The organism is Salinicola sp. CPA57 (assembly GCF_003206035.1).
Classification (GTDB): domain Bacteria; phylum Pseudomonadota; class Gammaproteobacteria; order Pseudomonadales; family Halomonadaceae; genus Salinicola; species Salinicola socius.
Genome location: NZ_PZJR01000001.1, coordinates 227,651 through 246,929 on the forward strand (window position 1 = coordinate 227,651; position 19,279 = coordinate 246,929).

Below are 19,279 nucleotides of genomic sequence, written 5' to 3' on the forward strand. Positions count from 1 at the left end.
GCTTCACCCACGCGTCACACCTCGACCTGGCCCGACTCGCCTCGCGGCCAGGCCTGGACCAGCGCCTTGATCAAGGTCGCCAGCGGAATGGCGAAGAACACGCCCCAGAACCCCCACAGGCCGCCGAAGAACAGCACCGCCAGGATGATCGAGACGGGGTGCAGGTTGACCGCTTCCGAAAACAGGATCGGCACCAGCACATTGCCGTCGAGCGCCTGCAGAATGGCATAGGCCACCAGCACGTAAAGAAACTGATCGCTGATGCCGAAGTGGAAAACGGCCACCGCCGCCACCGGCAGCGTGGCCACCGCCGCGCCGATATAGGGGACCAGCACCGACAGCCCAACCATCAGCCCCAGCAGTGCCGCGTAGGGCAAACCGAACGCCCAGAAGACGATGAAGGCAACGCTACCGACGATGATGATCTCGATGGTCTTGCCGCGAACGTAGTTGGCGATCTGATCGTCCATCTCCTGCCAGATACGTGTCATCAGGGTGCGTTTGCCCGGCAGCATCGACAGCATGAAGTCGACCAGCCGCTCGCGATCCTTGAGCATGAAGAAAACCAGGATCGGCACCAGCACCAGATAGATGATCACCGCCATCAGGTTGCCCAGCGACGCCAGCGAGAAAGTCAACGCCCGCTGGCCGATCTGGGAGGCCTGGTGGCCCGCGGTGGCGATCCAGCCCTGGATCTGGTCCGGCGTGACGATGGTGGGGTATTTCGCCTGCATCTCGCCCAGCCAACGCTGGCTGCTGGCGAACATGCTGGGCGCTTCCTGGACCAGCTCGACCAGCTGGTTCCAGACCAGCGGCATCACGATCAGCGCCAGCGCCAGCACCGCCCCCACGAACAGCAGAAAGACCAGCCCGACCGCCAGCAGCCGTGGCAGACCGCGGCGCTCAAGCCAAGCCACCACGCCCTGCAGCAAAAAGGCCACGACCAGGGCGGTGAAAAACGGTGCCAAAGCGCCACCGAGCCAGATGACGATGGCAAAGCCGCCCACCAGCAGTGCCAGCAGGACGATGGCCTCCTCGTCGGAAAGATAACGTTCGAACCAGTGACGCAGAATGCCCTTCAAACTCATGCTCGTGCGGCTCCATCGGCCTTGCGCAGCCAGTAGCGGTAGACGCCCTCCGACGCCTCACGTTCGACCAGCGTATGCTGGCTATGCTCGACGAAGCTTTCGAAATCCCGCCACGAGCCGGCATCGGTGGCAGTGACCTCGAGCAGTTGCCCGCCTTCCATGTCGGCCAGCGCCTGCTTGGCCTTGAGCAGCGGAAGCGGGCAGCTCAATCCGGACGTATCCAGTCGGCAATCGGGCGTTCGAGACATGGCGCATCCCAGGTTGATGAACGTGAATTGAAAGAGGAATCTAAAGTTCGTTAGCCTGCCACGGGGCCGATGACATCGCACCCTGGCTTTTCGAACAGCGCCCAGGCAACGTCTTCACCACACGGTGGTCGAAGTCATGATACCTCAGACCATGACCACCGAACGTGGCTCTGAAAGCCTCGTGTCTGCCAGTACACTATCGCCATTCCACTAGCGTCTTTGCCTTAATGGGGATCGAGATCGTCAGCATGACCAATCAACGACTGACATCATTCAAACGCCAGCTGCTGGCCGTCTCGCTGCTATCGGCCGGCCTGGCCGGTTCGATCCCGTTGGCTCAGGCTCAGCAAGGCTATCAGCTTCCGGATCTCGGCAGTACCAGTGCCGCCGTCACCACCAACGACGAGTATCGTCTGGGGCGGGCCTGGTTGCGCCAGTTTCGGGCGCAGACCGATCCCTGGCAGGACCCGATAACCCAGACCTACGTCCGCTCGATGCTGGCCAAGCTGGTGCCCTACAGCGGGGTCAACGAACGGCTCGTGGTGACGCTGATCGACAGCCGCCTGTTGAATGCGTTTGCGGTGCCCGGTGGCGTGGTCGGCGTCAATGCCGGCCTGTTCACCACCGCCCCCAATGAAGACGAGTTCGCCTCGGTACTGGCTCACGAGCTGGGCCACCTGGCCCAACGCCATTATGCCCGGCGCATGGAGCGGGTCGAGGAGACGCAACTGCCGACCATGGCAGCGATGCTGGCGGGGATGATTTTTGCCGCGGGCGGCGGCGGTGGTGCCGGCATTGCCGCCATGATGGGCTCACAGGCAGCATTCATTCAGGATCAGCTGGCCTACTCACGACGCTTCGAGCAGGAGGCCGATCGCGTCGGTCTCAGCGCCATGTCCAAGGCCGGATATGATCCCCAGGCCATGCCGGAGATGTTTCGCACCTTGCAGAAGCTGGCCGCGCTTCAGGGCGGCAACCCGCCGGAGTTCCTGCTGACGCACCCGGTCACCGAATCGCGGATCAGCGATACCCAGGCTCGTGCCGACCAGCTGCCCTCTCCCCCACACCGTGACGACCCGACCTACGCCATGATCCGTGGTCGCGCGCTGGTGATGCTCAATCAGGACAATCCGAGCCAGGCAATGACGACGCTGGAACAGGACGACCCGCCCCAGGCCGCCGTCCGCTACCTGCAGGCACTGATCGACGCACGACAGTCGCGGCCGGACGCGGCACTGAAGACGCTCGACGAACTCGCCGAGGCGTATCCCGATCTTTCGATGATCCCCGCCACCGCCGCCGAGGTCGCCTACGACGCCGGCCGCCGCCAGGACGCGCTGACCCGGGCACAGCACCTCCTGCGACTCTCTCCCCGATACTATCCGGCGCAGTGGGTACAGGCGGAAGCCCTGGTGCAGACGTCTCCGGCCCAGGCATTCGACGTGCTGCGCGACATGAGTGAGCAGTATCCGGAAGATCCCGGCGTGTTCGGGTTGCTATCCGAAGCCGCCGGCCGCACCGGCCGCGACGCCTGGGGGCAGCTGGCGCGCGCCGAACAGCTCCAGCTCGAGGGCCGGATCGATACCGCCATCCGTCAGATCGACTCCGCCGAGAAAGTCGCCAAGCAGAACGGTGACTACGCCATGGCCAGCCGTATCGAACAGCGACACAAGGATTTCCTGGGCTATCGCGAAACGATGCGCAACTTTTAGCGCGGCAAGCCGTTCGGGGTGAAGAATGGGGGGTAAAAAGCGGAACATGAATCGAATGGTGGGCCCCGCCCGACGATGATGGGCACTACCTCTACGCTAAAGCACTCTAATGGCGCCCTCTGCCCGAAGCAGGCACTTCGGGTTGCGCGGGTTCTGACGCGGGAAGCATGGGCGTCGCGTCATCGCGGTCATTCCAATTCTGCGCCAGACGCCTGATAACTGCATAATCGAGCAGCAGGTGAATCGCCGCGCCGACCATGCCGCCCAGCAAGACCTCGCCGCTGCGTTGGGCGGCAGTGTATAAAATACTATGGTCGGTGGTGGCGGTCAGGATCACCAGCGGCGCGGTCCACAGGCAGACGCGCATGCGCGGCCAGCGTCGGGCGATGGCGGCGCAGATCGCCACGGCGGCGCCGGTAGCGGTCAGGGGATGCGCCGGATCGGGCATCAGCAGCACCGCTGCCGGCAGCGCCGCGCCCGTCCCGATCAACGTTCCCGCCGCCCGCCACAGGAACGAGCGCCGCGTTTCGCGAGCGGTTTCCTGCGACACGATCAGGGCGGAGACGACCGCCCAGACCGGGTGCCCCAGCCCGAGCGCATCCGCGACGGCATAGGACAGGATCGCCGCCGCGGTGCAGCGCGCCACCAACAGGGCCGAGCGAATCCTCGCCAGGTTGCGCGGGCCGAGCGAAGCGATCATCGCAGGAGATTGGTCCGTGCGAGTTCGACCAGTTCGTCGCCGCGCCCGTTCATGATCGCACGGGTCGAATAGAGGCTGAACCCCGCCACCTGCTGCGCCTTGATCTTCGGCGGCATCACCAGTTCCATGCCATCGGTGACGACATCGACCAGCGCCGGGCCGTCATGCGCGAACGCCTCGCGCAACACGGTTTCCAATCGATCCGAGCGCGTCACGCGCTGGCCAAAAAAGCCCATCTCGCGCGCGATCGTGCCGAAATCGGGGTTCTTGAGCGATACGTTGGTGTCGAGATAACCGGACGCCTTCTGCTCCAGCTCGACGAAACCGAGCGTGCCGTTGTTGAAGACGACGATCTTGATCGGAAGCTGCATCTGGATCGCGGTCAGGAGATCCCCCATCATCATCGTCAGCCCGCCGTCGCCCGACAGCGACACCACCTGCCGCCCGGGATAGGCCGCCTGCGCGCCCAGCGCCTGCGGCATCGCGTTGGCCATCGAGCCGTGGTTGAACGATCCGATCAGCCGGCGCTTACCGTTCATCGTCAGGTAGCGGGCTGCCCAGACCGAGGGCGTCCCGACATCGGCGGTGAAGATCGCGTCGTCGGTCGCAAGGTCGTTCACCATCCTGGCCACATACTGCGGATGCAGCGGCTTGTCGCCCTCGCGCGGGGCGGCGAGGTCATCGAGGCCCTCGCGCGCCTTGCGGTAATGCCTCAGCGCCTTGTCAAGGAACGTCCGGTCGCGACCACCCGCAATGAGCGGCCGAAGCATTGTCGCCGCTTCGGACACATCGCCGACAATGCCTTGGTGGAGCTGCGCGCGGCGGCCCAGCGCCGACGGATCGCGATCGATCTGCACGATCGTTGCCTTCTCGGGATAGAAGTTGCGATAGGGAAAATCGGTCCCCAGCATCAGTAGCGTGTCGCACTCCATCATCGCGTGATAGCCCGACGAAAAGCCGATCAGCCCGGTCATGCCGACGTCGAACGGGTTGTCCCACTCGATATGTTCCTTGCCTCGGAAAGCGTGGACGATGGGGGCGCCGAGCGCGTCGGCGAGCGCTACCACCTCGGCATGAGAGCCCGCGACTCCCGACCCGCAGAGCAACGTCACAGCCTTCGAGGCGTTCAGCGTTTCCGCGAGCGTCCCGATCTCGTCGGCATTGGGAACAATGCGCGGCGCGAACAGCGGCGGCATTTCGGCACGCGCATGGGCGGGCGCGTCCTTCATCGACACGTCGCCGGGAATGACCAGCACCGCGACGCCGCGCTGCCCGATCGCGGTGCGGATCGCGCGATGAAGCAGTTCGGGCAGTTGCGCCGGGTCCTGCACCATCTCGCAGAAATGGCTGCATTCGCGGAACAGCTCGGTCGGCCGCGTCTCCTGGAAATAGCCAAGGCCGATCTCGGACGAAGGAATGTGCGCGGCGATGGCGAGCACGGGGACGTGATTGCGCTGGCAGTCGTAAAGCCCGTTGATCAGGTGGAGATGACCCGGCCCGCAACTGCCGGCGCAGACCGCAAGCTTGCCCGTCGCCGATGCCTCCGCGCCAGCGGCGAAGGCGCCCGTTTCCTCGTTGCGCACATGCATCCACTCGATGCTGCCCAGCCGCCGCAACGAGTCGTTGATCGCGTTCAGGCTGTCGCCGGTAACGCCCCAGATCCGCTCGACACCGATATCGGCAAGAGTCTGGGTGATGAGGTCGGCAACCGACAGCGTTTCTGTTTTTCCGAATAAGGTCATGAGAGAACTCCTACGATGGCGATGCCGCCGCTGATGGAAAGGATGGCGAAGAGGGCGCTGGCCATCACGCTGGCCGCAGCCTCGTCCGCATAGGTTTGATGCGCCAGGGCAAGCGTCGGCACTGCGGTCGCCGCCGGCAGCACGCCGATCAGGAAGACCTGGGCGAGCTGGTCCCCCGACAGGCCCACCGCCATCCCCGTCCCAAGGATCAGGGCGGGCTGAACGATGTTCTTGAGGCTGACATTGACGAGGACGTCGCGGTCGATCCGGGGCGTGATCCGGGACAGGATCAGGCCAAGCGTGAAGAGCGCGGCGCCGCCCGCCGCCCTGCCGATCTCGTCGACCGAGGATGTCAGCAGGTCGGGCAGGCGGACACCGGCAACGGCAAGCACCGCGCCGAAGACCGGCAGCAGCACAAGCGGCTGCAGCACCGCCGAGCGGATCGCGCGCGCGATGCCGCTGCTGCCGCCGAGCAGAACCAGCGTCAGGGGAATGAGGATCAGCGTCACGATGAGATTGCCCATCACCACCGCCAGCACCGCGGACGGTCCGATCGCCGCGATCAGGACGGGGGGGCCGCAATAGGCCATGTTGGGAAAGGACGCCGCGATGGCCTGGACGGAGGCCTCCGGCACGGTTCGTTGGAACGCGAAGCGAGCGAGCAGCAGCCCGATCGCGTAACTGCCGACGAGCCCCGCTGCGAGCGCGGCGAGGTAGGGTGGGTTCAGGATCTCCGACGGCTTGGCTGCCACGGCCGCCAGAAATAGCGACAGCGGTAGCGCGAAGGTGACGACGAAACCCGCCAGCACCGCGGCGGCGTTGTCGGGCAGCACCTTCCAGCGCCCGGCGAACCAGCCGAGCGCCGTCACCAGCGCGATCGGCGCCAAAGCCGAGACGATCGTGCCGATCATGCCGTCCCGAGCTCCGCGTAGGCCGGCGTGTAGAGCATCCCCTCGATCCATGCCCGGACATCCGCCGGACGCTCGACCGTCGCCGCGCAGATGAAGCGTACGTCCTCGACCGGCCAGGCGCGGAGCACCTCGGCGACGCGGCCCTTGTGGGTCAGCGACACATACATTCCGCGTGCCCGGCGGTAGATGTGTCCGAACTTCAGGCATACCTCGCCGACGGTCGGATCGTAGAGGATCGGCAGGAAGCGCATCGGGTCCGCCATCACCATCTTGTAGAACAGCGTCTCGTTGCGATAGAGGAGCTCGATCAGATAGATATAGCGTTCGAGGTCGCTGTCCTTGGCCGCAAGATGGGTCTGCACGCGCTCGACCTGCCGGTCCAGCGTTTCGACCGTATCGGGAAGCAGACCGACGAGGCCGTATCGTTCCCGTTCGGTGGCGGTAAAGGCGGTGCCCTTGTTGAGATGTGGATCGTTCAGCAGGGCTACCCCTGAAATGTCAGCAGGGGAGGATTTTATTCTCGATGCGTTTGCCATTCTGAAACCACCTTGATCTGCACATGACAATGCATATGAAAGTCCTATCGTAAGATAAATTCCGATATGACTTTTAAGGTTTTTTGATATGATATGAATATCGAAATCAGAAAACCGAAACCCAAAGACGTCTCATGTGGCAGTCACGCCGGAAAGAGCCGTCGTGATCCGGGAAGAAAACAATGACTAAACCGCAGCTCGATCTCCGTCGGCTTCGCTATTTCGTCGCTGTTGCGGAAGCATCGAGCTTCAAACGCGCGGCGGAGCATCTCGGCATGGCGCAACCGCCTCTCAGCCAACAGATCATGGCGCTGGAGGCGCAATTGGGTCAGCGACTGTTTATCCGCCATGCGCGAACGGTCGAACTCACCGATGCCGGACAAGAGCTTCGCGCGCTTGCCGAACCTCTTCTAACCGCAGCGGCCGCGATCCCCGCCCGTGTGCAGAGCGCAGCCAAGGGACGCAAAGGGGCGCTGTCAATTGGGTTCACGCCAGGCGCAACGCTACATCCGCTGTTACCAAGGGCCATTCGGGCCTTTCGTGAAGAGGCCCCTGACGTCGATCTGCTGTTCGAGGAACGCGACACAGTGCCACTGTGCGACCGCGTGGCAGACGGAAAGGTGCAGGTCGCCTTCATCCGGCCGCCCGCGCCCGTTCGCGACCGACTGCGCGTCGAGCATATCGTCGATGAACCGATTGTCGCCGTCGTCCCGCATACGCACCGCCTGGCGAAGTTGGAGCAGGTCTCTCTGGCCGATTTCGCCAACGAAGATGTGGTGATGTTCGAGCGCAGCCTGGCTCCCGCCATCTATGATGCGATCCTTGGCGCTTGTGCGGATGCCGGCTTTTCTCCCCGGATCGTCCACCATGCCCCTCAAAAGGCATCGGCGATGATGCTGGCGGCCGGAGGTGCGGGGGTCACTTTCGTCCCGGCCTCGATGCGGGGGGTTCAAACCGGTGCCCTGAAGCTGGTAAGACTCGTGGGGCCGCAACCCGTTGCCGCGTTCGCCATCGCCACCCGTGACCGAGAGCAGAGTGTGCTCGCCCAACGCTTTCGCCAGACCGTCATGGCCGAGGCCGCCTTGCTGGCGGAACCGGACGTCAAGACGGCGGGATAGAGGCGAGCCATTGGCACGGCGGATGAAGAGTCGCCAAATAGAACAGCGTCATCCATTGTCGGGATTGCCGCGCCTACCTGTCATTGTTCCAAATGGCGCACCTATCAGAAGGTACGGTAATCGGCGGTGTTAGCGTCACGATTGCGCGTAAAATCGCGCTGTGGCGTGGAATCGGCGGGTCTGGTGGGTCGTGTAGGATTCGAACCTACGACCAATTGGTTAAAAGCCAACTGCTCTACCAACTGAGCTAACGACCCAGAACGTGCGACCGGCGAGAAATGCCGAATCAGTGCCATAAAGGCGAGGGATTGATCGATGGTGGGTCGTGTAGGATTCGAACCTACGACCAATTGGTTAAAAGCCAACTGCTCTACCAACTGAGCTAACGACCCATGCGCTGTTGATCCATGGCGCTAATCGGCGCCAAAAGCATCGACCCGTCGGAGAGTGGTGGGTCGTGTAGGATTCGAACCTACGACCAATTGGTTAAAAGCCAACTGCTCTACCAACTGAGCTAACGACCCCTTCCGACTGGGCGCACATATTACTCATAACCATCGGAGCAGGCAAGCGTTTTTTCCCGCCCCGAGGCGGCTGTCACGACACCGGAATCAGGAGTCTTCGCGTCGCGGACGACGCGGTTTCTTCATCGCCGTCACCGGACGACGCTTGTTCTTGTCGCGGCTCCAGCGATTTTTCTCGTCAGGGGTCAGCTCCGGCACCTTGCGCGGTTCGAGGCCGGCCAGGGTCGACAGCTCGTCGATCTCGTCCTGGGTCATCTCGGTCCACTCGCCGGCCTTGGCTCGCTTGTCGAGGAAGATGTTGCCATAGCGCACGCGCTTCAACCGACTCACCGTCAGCCCCTGGGACTCCCACAGCCGGCGAACCTCACGGTTGCGCCCTTCCAGGATCACGACGTGGAACCAGGTATTGATGCCTTCACCACCGAACTCCTGCACGTCGGAAAAACGCGCCGGGCCATCCTCGAGCATCACGCCCTCGACCATGGCGACCACGTGCTCGCGCTTGACCTCGCCCATCACGCGTACCGCGTATTCGCGCTCGATCTGGTGGGAGGGATGCATCAACCGGTTGGCCAGTTCGCCGTCGGTCGTGAACAGCAGCAGCCCGCTGGTATTGATATCCAGCCGGCCGATCGCGATCCAGCGCTCGCCTTTCAGTCGCGGCAACCGCTCGAACACGGTTCGCCGCCCCTCCGGATCCTTGCGCGTGCACAGCTCGCCTTCCGGCTTGTTGTACATGATGACCCGGCGCGGGACTTCCTCGACCGCCCGCAGGTTGATCGGCCGATCGTCGAGTGCCACGCGATCACGCGAGCCGACCCGGTCACCCAGCTTGGCGACCTGACCGTTGACCTTGATCCGGCCGGCGCTGATCGCCGTTTCCATTTCCCGCCGCGAGCCATAGCCGGCACGCGCGAGCACTTTCTGCAGCTTTTCGGTGTTGATGTCCGTCATGATGTTTCATTGCCTCATCGGCTCGAGAAGCCACCGGTGATCGCCTGCCAAAGGGCAACCCGATCGGTCGTGGTGACGCTCATGTGTCCGTGTCCGACTTGCCATCCGCCGGGGCGGAGTTCGACTCCGCTTCCTCGGCCTGACGCTGTCGGGCACGTTCGGCCAGTCGCGCTTCGAGCTCGGCAAAACTCGGCGACTCGCCGGGGGACGCCATCTCGGCGTGTTCGTCATTGTCGGAACCTTCCGACGTTGCCGATATATTTTCCGTATCATTCGATCCGTCATCGATATCCGCGCCGCCCTCGATACCCGCACTGAGGTCGCCCCCGATCGTCTCGTCATCGGAGGGCCCGGCATCCGATGCATCGCTGCCATCGGACACCTCGGGAAACGGCTCGGCCATGCCGGTTTCGAACGTTTCGAACGTCTTGAGCTCATGCATCGGCGGTAGCGAATCCAGCGTCTTCAGCCCCAGATCATCGAGGAAGGCCCGCGTGGTCGCATAGACCGCCGGCCGCCCCGGCACGTCGCGATGACCGACGACGCGAATCCAGCCGCGCTCCACCAGCGTGCGCATGATCGAGCTGCTGACCGCCACCCCGCGCACCTCTTCGATATCCCCGCGAGTGACCGGCTGGCGATAGGCGATCAGCGCCAGCGTCTCGAGCAGCGCCCGGGAATAGCGCTGCGGTTTTTCGTCCCACAGCCGCGACACCCAGGGTGAATAGCGCTGCCGGATACGCAACTGATAGCCCGATGCCGATTCGTTGAGCTCCAGCGCCCCGCCGGCTGTCAGCCGATCCGAAAGCTTGTTGAGCGACTCGCGAAGCGCCGCTCGCGAGGGCGGCTGCGCTGACTCGAAAAGCCCCTCGTCGAACAGCGTCTCGAGTCGCTCCAGCGATACCGGCTCGCCGGCGGCCAGCAGCACCGCTTCGAGAATGTCGTCCAGCATGGGGGTCACGTAGGGGTCGGTCAGGCGGTTCATGCCTTCGCCTCGTCGTCGCTGCCGGTCTCGAAGACACCCTCTGCTTCGCCGGGAGCGCCTTCGGTCTCGTCGACGATGCCCGCTTCCAGCGCCAGCCGCGCCCGCAGGTGAATCGGCGAGAGCGGCGCATTCTGCACGATTTCGATCATCGACTCACGCGCTAATTCGAGAATCGCCATGAAGGTCACGATGACCCCGGCACGCCCCTCGGAAAGCGCGAACAGCGCCTCGAACGGAGTGTAATGATCCGCGTTCAGCCGGGCCATGATCGCGAGCATTCGCTCGCGGGTCGAGAGTACTTCACGACTGATCCGGTGCGACTGACGCAGATCGGCCCGCTTGAGCATGCCGCCCAGCGCGCCCAGCAGATCGCCCAGCGAGACATCCGGATGCACCACGCGCGGTTCGAGCTGCGGCAGCGCCGCCTGGGCCGGGTGCCAGTCGCGTCCCATGCGCGGCAGCGCATCGAGCTCCTCGGCGGAAAGCTTGAGCTGCTCGTACGCCTGCAGGCGACGGATCAGCTCGGCACGCGGATCGTGCTCTTCATCCTCTTCATCGCCCTTGGGCGGACGCGGCAGCAGCGTGCGCGACTTGATCTCGGCGAGCATCGCGGCCATCACCAGATACTCGCCGGCGAGATCGATCTCCATCGCCTGCATCAGATCCACGTACTCGACGTACTGATGGGTGATCGCGGCGACATTGATGGCCAGGATATCGAGATTCTGGCGGCGGATCAGATAGAGCAGCAGGTCGAGCGGCCCTTCGAAGGTCTCGAGAAAGACCTTGAGCGCTTCTGGCGGAATGTAGAGATCCTGCGGCAGCTCGGTCAGCCCTTCGCCATTGACCCGCGCCACGAACTCCAGCGGCAGCTGACCGGCAGGCGACGCCTCGGCGGCATCGGGTCGTTCGGATTCGATAACGCTCACGCCGCCTCCCTCTTTGTCGCGCGATGAAAAGCCGCTGCTGAATGAAAGGATGTCCAGTCTATCAAGCGTTGGCAGCGTGGCCTATCGGGAGGAGGCGATCGCTCTTTTCGGCGGCGTTGTCAGGCAAGATCGTCTTAGGCAGGCTGGCGCGCAAATCGGCGATAGGTAAATTCATCGTCTCGACTCGAATCGATGATCGCCAGCGTCTGGATCTCTTCGTGATAGGGCGAAAGCTCGCAGACCGGGTCCATCTGGGTGGCGTCGCCGGTCAACATCAGGGCCTGGCAGCGACAGCCGCCCCAGTCGATCTCGCGGCGCTCGCAGCCCTGGCAGGCGTCGGGCATCCAGTCGGTGCCGCGATAGGCGTTGAACGCGGGGCTGTGCTGCCAGATATCGCCCAGGGCGTGCTCGCCCACGTTCCAGAACTCGAGTCCGGGGATCGTCTCGGCGGCGTGGCAAGGCAGCACCTTGCCCGCGGGCGTGACGTTGAGCGACTGGCGGCCCCAGCCGTTCATGCACGGCTTGGGCAGCCGCGCGTAGTAATCCGGCACCACGGCGTCGATCACCAACTTGCCCTTGAGGCGCTCGCGGGCCGCCTCCACCAGATCGAGCGCCTCCATTACCTGTTCACGCGGCGGCATCAGCGCGCCACGGTTCTGAAGCGCCCAGCCGTAGTACTGCGCGTGAGCGATCTCGAGACGCCGCGCGCCCAGCGCCAGTGCCAGTTCGACCAGATCGGGAATCTGATGCAGGTTGACGCGATGGATCACGCTGTTGAGCGTCAACGGCAGCCCGACGTCGGTCACTTCCGCCGCAAAGGCCAGCTTCTTGTCGAAGGCCCCGGGGAGATTGGCGATATGATCGTTGACCTCGGCAGTCGCGCCCTGCACCGAGAGCTGCACGTGATCGAGCCCGGCATCCGCCAACGCTTCGAGCCGCGCCCGGCTGATATTGACGCCGGCGGTGATCAGGTTGGAGTAGAGGCCGTGCTCGGCACAGCTCGCCACCAGCGCTTCCAGATCCTGGCGCAGTGCCGGCTCGCCACCGGAAAGATGCACCTGCAGTACGCCAAGCTCGGCCGCCTCGGCAAAGACCCGCTGCCAGGTCCCGGTATCGAGCTCTTCGCGCTTGCGGGTCAATTCGACCGGATTGGAGCAGTACGGGCACTGCAGTGGGCAGCGGTGGGTCAGTTCCGCCAACATGCCGATGGGGGGTGGCTGCATCGAGGGCGACTGTCGCGCTTCCGGCTGAGTATTCATGCCACTTCCAGGACGTTCTTGGTGATCAGATCGGCGAGCATCGCCCCCACGTCGACGAGTATGCGATCCCGCGGCGCGGCGAACGTCTGCGCAAGATCATCGACGATGGCGGCGACATCACGCTCGCCATCGACGCGGGTGAGCACCTGCTGGGCGATGGGATCGAGCTGGAACACGCGTTCCGGCGCCAGCAGCACCCAGCCACCGCGGGCCTTGTCCTCGCGCAGCCGAACGCCGCGCGGGATCTTCACCACGTCGGATTCGTGAAGACCGGGCACGCCGCCGGTGTCGCCATTGCTATCGGTATCGGCACTCATCGGGCATGCCTCCCGTGGTCATTCAGGCCGTCACTCAGGTGGCCACTCACGTAGCCACTCACGTAGCCACTCACGTAGCCACCCAGGCCGTCACCTTCGATCTCCTGCCCTTCGATGCCACTGCCCCAGGCGCCCGGCGGCACCAGACCCGCTGCATTCGAGCCGGAACCGACATAGGCGTGTTGCAGCGCATCGAGCATCGCCCACAGCACGCTGCACTTGAAGCGCAGCGCATCGATCACCGCCTGCTGCTGGTCGGCGCGCTTGGCATGGCGTTTGACGTAGTCGAGCGCCATCTCGGCGTCGCGCGGCGCCTGGGTCAGGCGCGGCTCGAAGTAGGAGAGCGTCTCGCGGGAGACGAAGTCGTAGTGTTCGAGCATGCCGCGCACGCGCTGGCCGATCACCATCGGCGAGAACAGCTCGGTCAGCGACGAGGCGATCGCCTCCAGCAGCGTCCGATCGCGCACGAAGTGGGTATAGGCTTCGACGGCAAAACGCGTCGCCGGGAGGATGCCGCGAGTCGAGACGACCAGCTCACGCGACAGGCCGAGGCCGTCGGTCAGCTTGAGCCAGCGCTCGATGCCGCCCTCGCCCGCCACTTCACCGTCGTGATCGACCAGTCGCGAACGCCAGGTTCGGCGCAGGTCAGGATCGTCGAGCCTGGCCATCAAGGAAGCATCCTTGATCGGAATCATCGCCTGATAATAGTAGCGGTTGAGCGCCCAGGCCTGGACCTGACGCTTGTCGAGCTCACCGTTCTGGAGCATCAACTGGAACGGATGACGATGATGGTAGCGGGTCTCGCCGACCTCGCGCAGGCGCGCTTCCAGCGCTTCGATGCTCAGCGGTTCGACGAGATCGGGATGGTTTTCGAAATTCAGCAAGAGAGCTCCATGCCGTCATGGGCGATGTCCCAGCCGGCGCGTTCGGCCGCCTGACGCTCGGGAGAATCCGCGATCAACACCGGATTGGTGTTGTTGATATGGACGAAGACACGCCTGCCCAGCGAGAGCTCGGCCAGCGCCGCGATGCTGCCCTCGGCGCCGGACATCGACATGTGGCCCATGCGCTGGCCCGTCTTGTGGCCGACGCCCGCGCGTACCATTTCGTCGTCGCGCCACAGGGTGCCGTCGAACAGCAGCAGGTCGGCACCTTCGAGACGCGCAGCGAGTGTCGGCGTCATCGCGGCGCAGCCGGGGATATAGTAGGCGCGCTTGTCGCCGCCGATCAGTTCGACGCCGACGGTACTCTCGCCTTCGACACCGATCTCGACCCGGTCGCCCTCCAGAAAGAGCGCGGTCTTGCCCGGCACCGCGAACAGCCGAGCCTGCAGGCCGTCGAGCAGCGTGAAGGGTTGGTCCAGGGCGATCGATTCACGACTGACATGATCGGGGTTCAGTACATCGAAGATCGGGCTGCCACGCAGCACATCCTGGATCATCGGCGTCGCCAGCAGCCGAAACGGCGAGCTTTCGCGGAGATTGAGCAGCCCGCCAATATGATCGACGTCGGCATTGGTCAGCAGCACGCTGGCGATCGGCGTGTGCCGTCGGCCCTCGCGCGGATGCAATGCCGGCGTCTGTTGAATCTGTTTGAGAATATCGGGCGCGCAGTTGATCAGCGCCCAGTTTTCGCCGTCGACACTGACGGCAATCGAGGATTGGGTTCGCGGCGTCACGCGCGGATCGCCTTCCCAGACCAGGCGGCACACCTCGCAGCGGCAGTTCCACTGAGGCGAACCGCCACCGGCGGCCGCCCCCAGTACGCGCAGCTGCAGAGCAGCGCCGCCGCGCGTGTCTTGCTGTTGGCTCAAAATTCAGCGGGCATGTAGTCGTTGATTTCCATGCCGACGCAGATTTCCTTCACTTCCGGGGTCGTCCAGCTCATGGGGAGCTCCTTGATCTTCGGTTTGGGGTGAGCGCTCGAACGAGCGGCACTTCATTCTAGTCAAAGGGCGCGATTGGCCCAATGCTTTTATTAGCAAGAAAACGATTCTACCCTTCGGCGCCTGCCGTGTCCGCCGTGCGATAACGCCCGACATAGTCGAACAGCTTCTCGTCGACCCGCCAGTGACGCCCGGTCTTGCGGCCGATGACGAAGTCCGGCGCGCGCAGACGCGCCGCTTCGGCAGCCGCCTCCTCGGCCGAGCCTGGCCGCCAGCCGCTGCCCGGAGCGCGCAGATGCTGGCGTAGAAAGACGCGTGCAAAGACATGCTGCTGAGCGGGCGTGTCGAGCCCGAACCATTCATCCAGCGTCTCGCCGTCTTCATCATGGTAGGTCACCTTGAGCCGCGGCACCCCGCGCCCGTTGGTGGTCGCCTCGAGCTGCATGCCACTGACCCGCAGGACCTTGGCGTGACGCAGCTTGAGCGCATCGCGCAGCTTGTCGTCCGGATCGACCAGGTGCTCGCCGCAGTGGCCGCAGGCGCGTGCGGCGATATCGTTCTCGCCCCCGCACTGCTCGCACACCTTGAAGCGAAAGCGGAAGGTACATTGACTTTTTATAGCGCCCGAGGCCGCGCCCTTGCTTTCATCGGCGCCCGACCCAGCGCCGGCATCAGGCTCACCCGTCGGGTTTGACCTTTCGCTTTGCGCGTGGCTTTGGCCGCGATAGACGATACCTTGACAGCGCCGACCGTGATGTTCGATCACGAAGTCGCCGTCGCGCTTGCCCCAAAAGGTATTGGCGAAGCCGCATTCGGGGCACTCGACCTGCACCGGTTCGCTTTCGCCGTCCGGGCGCGCCTGGGCAATCTCCGGCGCGTAGAGCTCCCAGGGGTTGCCGGCGTAGTCGAGAATCAGGCAGTCGCGCTTGCCTGGCGAGAGCCGCAGGCCGCGCCCCACGATCTGCTGATAGAGCCCCACCGATTCCGTCGGGCGCAGAATGGCGATCACATCCACGTGGGGCGCATCGAAACCGGTCGTCAATACCGCCACGTTGACCAGATACTTGAGCTCGCGGGCCTTGAACGTCGTGATCAGGCGCTCCCGCTCCGGCCCCGGCGTCGCCCCGGTCACCAGCGCGCTTTCCCCTGAAGGCAACAGCCCCAGCACCTCCTCGGCGTGAGCCACCGTCGCCGCGAAGATCATCACCCCCTCTCGGTCCCGGGCACGTTCGATCACGTCGTGAATGATCTGCGGCGTGGCACGATTGCCTCGAACCACGCCGTTGAGATCGCGCTCGGCAAACTGGCCGTTGCGCTGTGGGGTCAAGCGCGAGAAGTCGTAGAAGGCCATGGCCCCGTCGATGCGCCGGGGTTCGGCGAGGTAGCCCTGGCGCACCATCACGCGCAGCGGCTGCTCGAACACGCAATCGCGAAAGAACGCCGCCTCCGGCCCTTTCACCATGCCGTGGTAGTGGCGGTGATAGAGAAAGCCCTCGCCAAGCCGATACGGCGTTGCCGTCAGTCCCAGCACCTTGAGGTTGGGCCGCGCCTGGCGCAGTCGCGCGATCACCTTTTCGTAGGTGGAGACGGTCCGCTGACCCGCTTTTCCCGACGCTGCCGCATGGCGCTCCGAACCGCCCTCTCGAGTGAACGTGACCCGGTGGCACTCGTCGATCACCAGCAGCGTGAACTCGCCGGTGGCGAAATCGTCCAGACCGTTGACCACCGACTGCACCGAACCGAACACCACCTGGCGACCGCTCTCCTTGCGGCCCAGGCCGGCGCTGAAGATATCCGCCTCCAACCCATAGGCCAGGTACTTGGCATGGTTCTGCTCGACCAGTTCGCGCACGTGGGCCAGCACCAGTACCCGGCCACGGGCACGCCGCGCCAGCTCGGCGATGACCAGAGATTTACCGCTCCCGGTCGGCAACACGACCACGGCCGGGTCGTCGCTGCCACGAAAGTGCGCGATGACGTTATCGACGGCTTGCGTCTGGTAGGGCCGCAACTGGGGAGCGTGGGAGAAGGGGGCGTCGTTGACCATGGCGGCAGATTATATACGTCCATCCACCCCGATGCTTACAGCGACGCCCCCGCACACACGGTCAACGTCTGCCCCGTGATCGAGCGCGCGTCACGGGAGATCAGGAACTCGATAGCGGCGGCAATCTCGTCAGGCGCAATGAAATGCCCCATTGGCGGCGCTTGAGGCGGCACGCCAGTTCGAGCCGGATCATTGAGCATCGGCGTGTCCGTCGGCCCCGGGGCCACCAGATTGACCGTCACGCCTTGGCCCACCAACTCCATCGCCCATGAGCGCACCAGCCCCTGTTGCGCCGCCTTGGATGCCGAGTAAGCGCTTTTCCCCCTCGCGCCCTGCTGTGTTCGGCTGCCCACGAGGATGATCCTCGACAGCGGGTGTCGCTGTGCCATCAGCCTGTCGACCAGGCGCGAGGGCGCCTCCACGTGCAGCCGCCACATCGTCTGCGCTTGTGCTGGATTCAGCGCCCCCAGATAGGCCGTATGCATGAAGCCGGCAGCATGGACCAGGGCTTCGATGGCCAGATCCTCGACCAGCCACGCCATCCCATCATCGGAATCCAGCAGATCCGCCGGGCACCATCGAAATCCAGCGGTCTCGATGGGTGGCGGCCGCCGACTGATGCCGATCAACTCATGGCCTTGATGGAGCAGTCGACGGGTCGTTGCCAAGCCAATACCTGAACTGCAGCCGGAGATCAGAATGCGCATGTCGGTCAAACACCTCGGCAAAAATGGAAGAATCAATCATACTCGATCACCATGCCGAAGCCGTTAGACCAAAGCACTATCTTTTATTTTTCATTTAAAAACATAAAATTATAGACAAAATGGCTAACAGCTAGACCTTGGTATAAGCTTGTCTTTCTTGCGAAAAAAGATCGAATTGATCAGATTTGTCGCCACCAAAAAGATCGAATCAATCAGATGCTGGAGGCGGCATTCATGTCACAACGCTCAGTCACCGCACAGGCGATTCCGCCCGCGCCGCAAGCCGAAGGCAGTTCCGAGCCCCTGCTACCTCGCACGGCAGGCGAATACATTCGCTGCATCGGCCCTGGACTTGTCCTGGCCATGGCTTTTCTGGGCACCGGGGATCTGGTCAGTTCCACCGTATCGGGCGCCAACTACGGCTATGCCCTGATGTGGACACTGGTCGTCGCGCTCTTTGCGCGCTACTGCATGATCTCGGCCATCGCCAAGTACAAGCTCGAGAACCGCTTTGGCGACACGTCGGTCCTGCAAGGCTTTCAACGCGTCTGGCGAGGATTCCCGATGTTCTTCGGGGTGGCGATTTTCTTCTACGCCATCATCATCCAGATGAGTTTCCTACGCGCCTGCGCGGTCGCGCTCTACCATCTTGGCGGTGGTATCGGGACGACTACCTGGGGTTACTTCATCGGTGGCGCCATCGTCGTGGTACTGACCATCGTGATGCTGTCGAGAAGTAACGCCTACCAGTGGCTGGAGTGGACGGCACGAATCGCATCGGTGGTCATCATCGTGACCTTCATCGGCGCGATCGCCGCGACCGGGCATATCGATCTGGTGGAAATGGTCAAGGGGCTGACCTTCTCGATCCCGGCCAACAACGGTCCCTTCGACGCCATTTTCATCGCCGTCGCGACGATCGGCACCATCGGTGGCTCGGCACTCAATCTGCTCTACCCTTACTTCATGGATGAACGCGGCTGGAACGGCCCCCGGTATCGTCGTCTACAGCAGTTCGACCTGCTGGCGGGCATGTTGCCGCTGCTGATCATCAATGTCCTGTTCTGGATCGTCGCAGCGGAAACCATCCGCGGTACCGGCATGACCGTCTCCAACGAGAACGACCTGGCGACCATGATGGAAATGGCCGTCGGCCCGCTCGGCCCGCCGCTGCTGTGGATTAGCCTGTTCCTGGCGGCGTTCTCCAGCTTCCCGGCCAACGCTCGCGGTTTCGCCAACCTGATGTTCAACGGCCTGCATCTGGCGACCAAACGCGGCAAGTCCTTTGCCAAGCCCGTGGACGATCCCTGGTACAACCGCGTGCTGATCGCTGCCTTCATCGTCGTGCCGCTGTTCATCTGCATGCCGCAGGCACCCAACCTGGTCTATCTGAGTGTCTTCGGCACCAGCGTGATCACGGCGATTCTGTTGCCGCCGATTCTCTATGGCGTGCTACGCATGACCAGCTCGCGTCGGTTCATGCTGGACGAGCACGTCAACCGCTGGTGGCAGACGCTGATTCTGATGGTGCTGTCGTTGATCGGCCTGTGGTCGCTTTACGCCATCGTCGACAATCTCATCAAGGCAATTGGCCAGTTGAGCTGATTGGGAAACAAC

At 63.7% G+C, this 19,279-nt stretch carries 18 protein-coding genes and 3 tRNA genes; 3 read left to right on the plus strand and 18 right to left on the minus strand.

Features of this window, described 5'->3' with window-relative positions; genetic code table 11:
• Positions 1-14 precede the first annotated feature (14 nt).
• The gene (locus tag DOM36_RS01030) at positions 15-1,088 is read right to left on the minus strand and encodes an AI-2E family transporter (RefSeq protein ID WP_110640691.1); all 1,074 of its coding nucleotides are present in this window, start codon (positions 1,086-1,088) and stop codon (positions 15-17) included.
• Positions 1,085-1,336 (minus strand): sulfurtransferase TusA family protein, encoded by a 252-nt coding sequence (locus DOM36_RS01035; RefSeq protein ID WP_075568391.1) that lies wholly within the window; start codon positions 1,334-1,336, stop codon positions 1,085-1,087. The genes DOM36_RS01030 and DOM36_RS01035 overlap by 4 nt, the downstream gene beginning before the upstream one ends.
• A gap of 248 nt (positions 1,337-1,584) precedes the next feature.
• Between DOM36_RS01035 and DOM36_RS01040 the strand changes: the two genes are divergently transcribed.
• Positions 1,585-3,048, plus strand: a complete 1,464-nt coding sequence (locus tag DOM36_RS01040; RefSeq protein WP_075568392.1) for a M48 family metalloprotease — start codon at positions 1,585-1,587, stop codon at positions 3,046-3,048.
• Between the two features lie 106 nt (positions 3,049-3,154).
• Here the strand turns inward: DOM36_RS01040 and DOM36_RS01045 are convergent, their stop codons facing one another.
• From DOM36_RS01045 to DOM36_RS01060, 4 genes are read right to left on the minus strand one after another with little or no spacing between them, the layout of a single operon-like run.
• Positions 3,155-3,748, minus strand: a complete 594-nt coding sequence (locus DOM36_RS01045) for an FUSC family protein (protein WP_110640693.1) — start codon at positions 3,746-3,748, stop codon at positions 3,155-3,157.
• On the minus strand, positions 3,745-5,490 hold the full coding sequence (gene poxB, locus DOM36_RS01050) for a ubiquinone-dependent pyruvate dehydrogenase (protein WP_110640695.1): 1,746 nt from the start codon (positions 5,488-5,490) through the stop codon (positions 3,745-3,747). Before poxB ends, DOM36_RS01045 begins: the two co-directional genes overlap by 4 nt.
• A complete protein-coding gene (locus DOM36_RS01055) occupies positions 5,487-6,401 on the minus strand; it encodes an AEC family transporter (RefSeq protein WP_110640697.1) in 915 nt (304 codons plus the stop codon). The genes poxB and DOM36_RS01055 overlap by 4 nt, the downstream gene beginning before the upstream one ends.
• Positions 6,398-6,937 carry a hypothetical protein gene (locus DOM36_RS01060; protein WP_110640699.1) on the minus strand — a complete coding sequence of 180 codons (540 nt, stop codon included), beginning with the start codon at positions 6,935-6,937 and terminating at the stop codon, positions 6,398-6,400. The genes DOM36_RS01055 and DOM36_RS01060 overlap by 4 nt, the downstream gene beginning before the upstream one ends.
• Positions 6,938-7,119: 182 nt before the next feature.
• On the opposite strand from DOM36_RS01060, the gene DOM36_RS01065 reads away from it, so the two are divergent.
• The gene (locus DOM36_RS01065) at positions 7,120-8,055 is read left to right on the plus strand and encodes a LysR family transcriptional regulator (protein WP_075568397.1); all 936 of its coding nucleotides are present in this window, start codon (positions 7,120-7,122) and stop codon (positions 8,053-8,055) included.
• Positions 8,056-8,236: 181 nt separating this feature from the next.
• Here DOM36_RS01065 and DOM36_RS01070 read toward each other — a convergent pair.
• The 12 genes from DOM36_RS01070 to DOM36_RS01130 all read right to left on the minus strand — a co-directional run bounded on the left by DOM36_RS01070 (position 8,237) and on the right by DOM36_RS01130 (position 17,662).
• Positions 8,237-8,312, minus strand: a tRNA-Lys gene (locus DOM36_RS01070).
• 59 nt (positions 8,313-8,371) lie between these two features.
• Positions 8,372-8,447 (minus strand) — tRNA-Lys (locus DOM36_RS01075).
• 56 nt (positions 8,448-8,503) lie between these two features.
• Positions 8,504-8,579 (minus strand) — tRNA-Lys (locus tag DOM36_RS01080).
• 87 nt (positions 8,580-8,666) lie between these two features.
• Complete coding sequence (gene rluB / locus DOM36_RS01085; protein ID WP_110640701.1) at positions 8,667-9,533, minus strand: 23S rRNA pseudouridine(2605) synthase RluB; 867 nt, start codon at positions 9,531-9,533, stop codon at positions 8,667-8,669.
• Between the two features lie 79 nt (positions 9,534-9,612).
• The gene (gene scpB / locus DOM36_RS01090; RefSeq protein ID WP_110640702.1) at positions 9,613-10,518 is read right to left on the minus strand and encodes an SMC-Scp complex subunit ScpB; all 906 of its coding nucleotides are present in this window, start codon (positions 10,516-10,518) and stop codon (positions 9,613-9,615) included.
• The gene (locus tag DOM36_RS01095) at positions 10,515-11,390 is read right to left on the minus strand and encodes a ScpA family protein (protein ID WP_232823697.1); all 876 of its coding nucleotides are present in this window, start codon (positions 11,388-11,390) and stop codon (positions 10,515-10,517) included. Before DOM36_RS01095 ends, scpB begins: the two co-directional genes overlap by 4 nt.
• Before the next feature lie 191 nt (positions 11,391-11,581).
• Entirely contained in the window at positions 11,582-12,706 is a 1,125-nt protein-coding gene (gene pqqE / locus DOM36_RS01100) for a pyrroloquinoline quinone biosynthesis protein PqqE (RefSeq protein WP_110640707.1), read from the minus strand.
• Positions 12,703-13,023 (minus strand): pyrroloquinoline quinone biosynthesis peptide chaperone PqqD, encoded by a 321-nt coding sequence (gene pqqD, locus DOM36_RS01105; protein ID WP_110640709.1) that lies wholly within the window; start codon positions 13,021-13,023, stop codon positions 12,703-12,705. The genes pqqE and pqqD overlap by 4 nt, the downstream gene beginning before the upstream one ends.
• A complete protein-coding gene (pqqC, locus tag DOM36_RS01110; protein WP_232823686.1) occupies positions 13,020-13,907 on the minus strand; it encodes a pyrroloquinoline-quinone synthase PqqC in 888 nt (295 codons plus the stop codon). The genes pqqD and pqqC overlap by 4 nt, the downstream gene beginning before the upstream one ends.
• The gene (pqqB, locus tag DOM36_RS01115) at positions 13,901-14,836 is read right to left on the minus strand and encodes a pyrroloquinoline quinone biosynthesis protein PqqB (protein WP_232823687.1); all 936 of its coding nucleotides are present in this window, start codon (positions 14,834-14,836) and stop codon (positions 13,901-13,903) included. The genes pqqC and pqqB overlap by 7 nt, the downstream gene beginning before the upstream one ends.
• Before the next feature lie 181 nt (positions 14,837-15,017).
• Positions 15,018-16,955, minus strand: coding sequence for a DEAD/DEAH box helicase (locus DOM36_RS01125; RefSeq protein WP_110640711.1), 1,938 nt, complete (start codon positions 16,953-16,955; stop codon positions 15,018-15,020).
• A gap of 35 nt (positions 16,956-16,990) precedes the next feature.
• On the minus strand, positions 16,991-17,662 hold the full coding sequence (locus DOM36_RS01130) for an SDR family oxidoreductase (RefSeq protein WP_198651156.1): 672 nt from the start codon (positions 17,660-17,662) through the stop codon (positions 16,991-16,993).
• 234 nt (positions 17,663-17,896) lie between these two features.
• Here DOM36_RS01130 and DOM36_RS01135 point away from each other — a divergent pair, with 234 nt between their 5' ends.
• Positions 17,897-19,267, plus strand: coding sequence for an Nramp family divalent metal transporter (locus DOM36_RS01135; RefSeq protein WP_157958520.1), 1,371 nt, complete (start codon positions 17,897-17,899; stop codon positions 19,265-19,267).
• Positions 19,268-19,279: the final 12 nt, after the last annotated feature.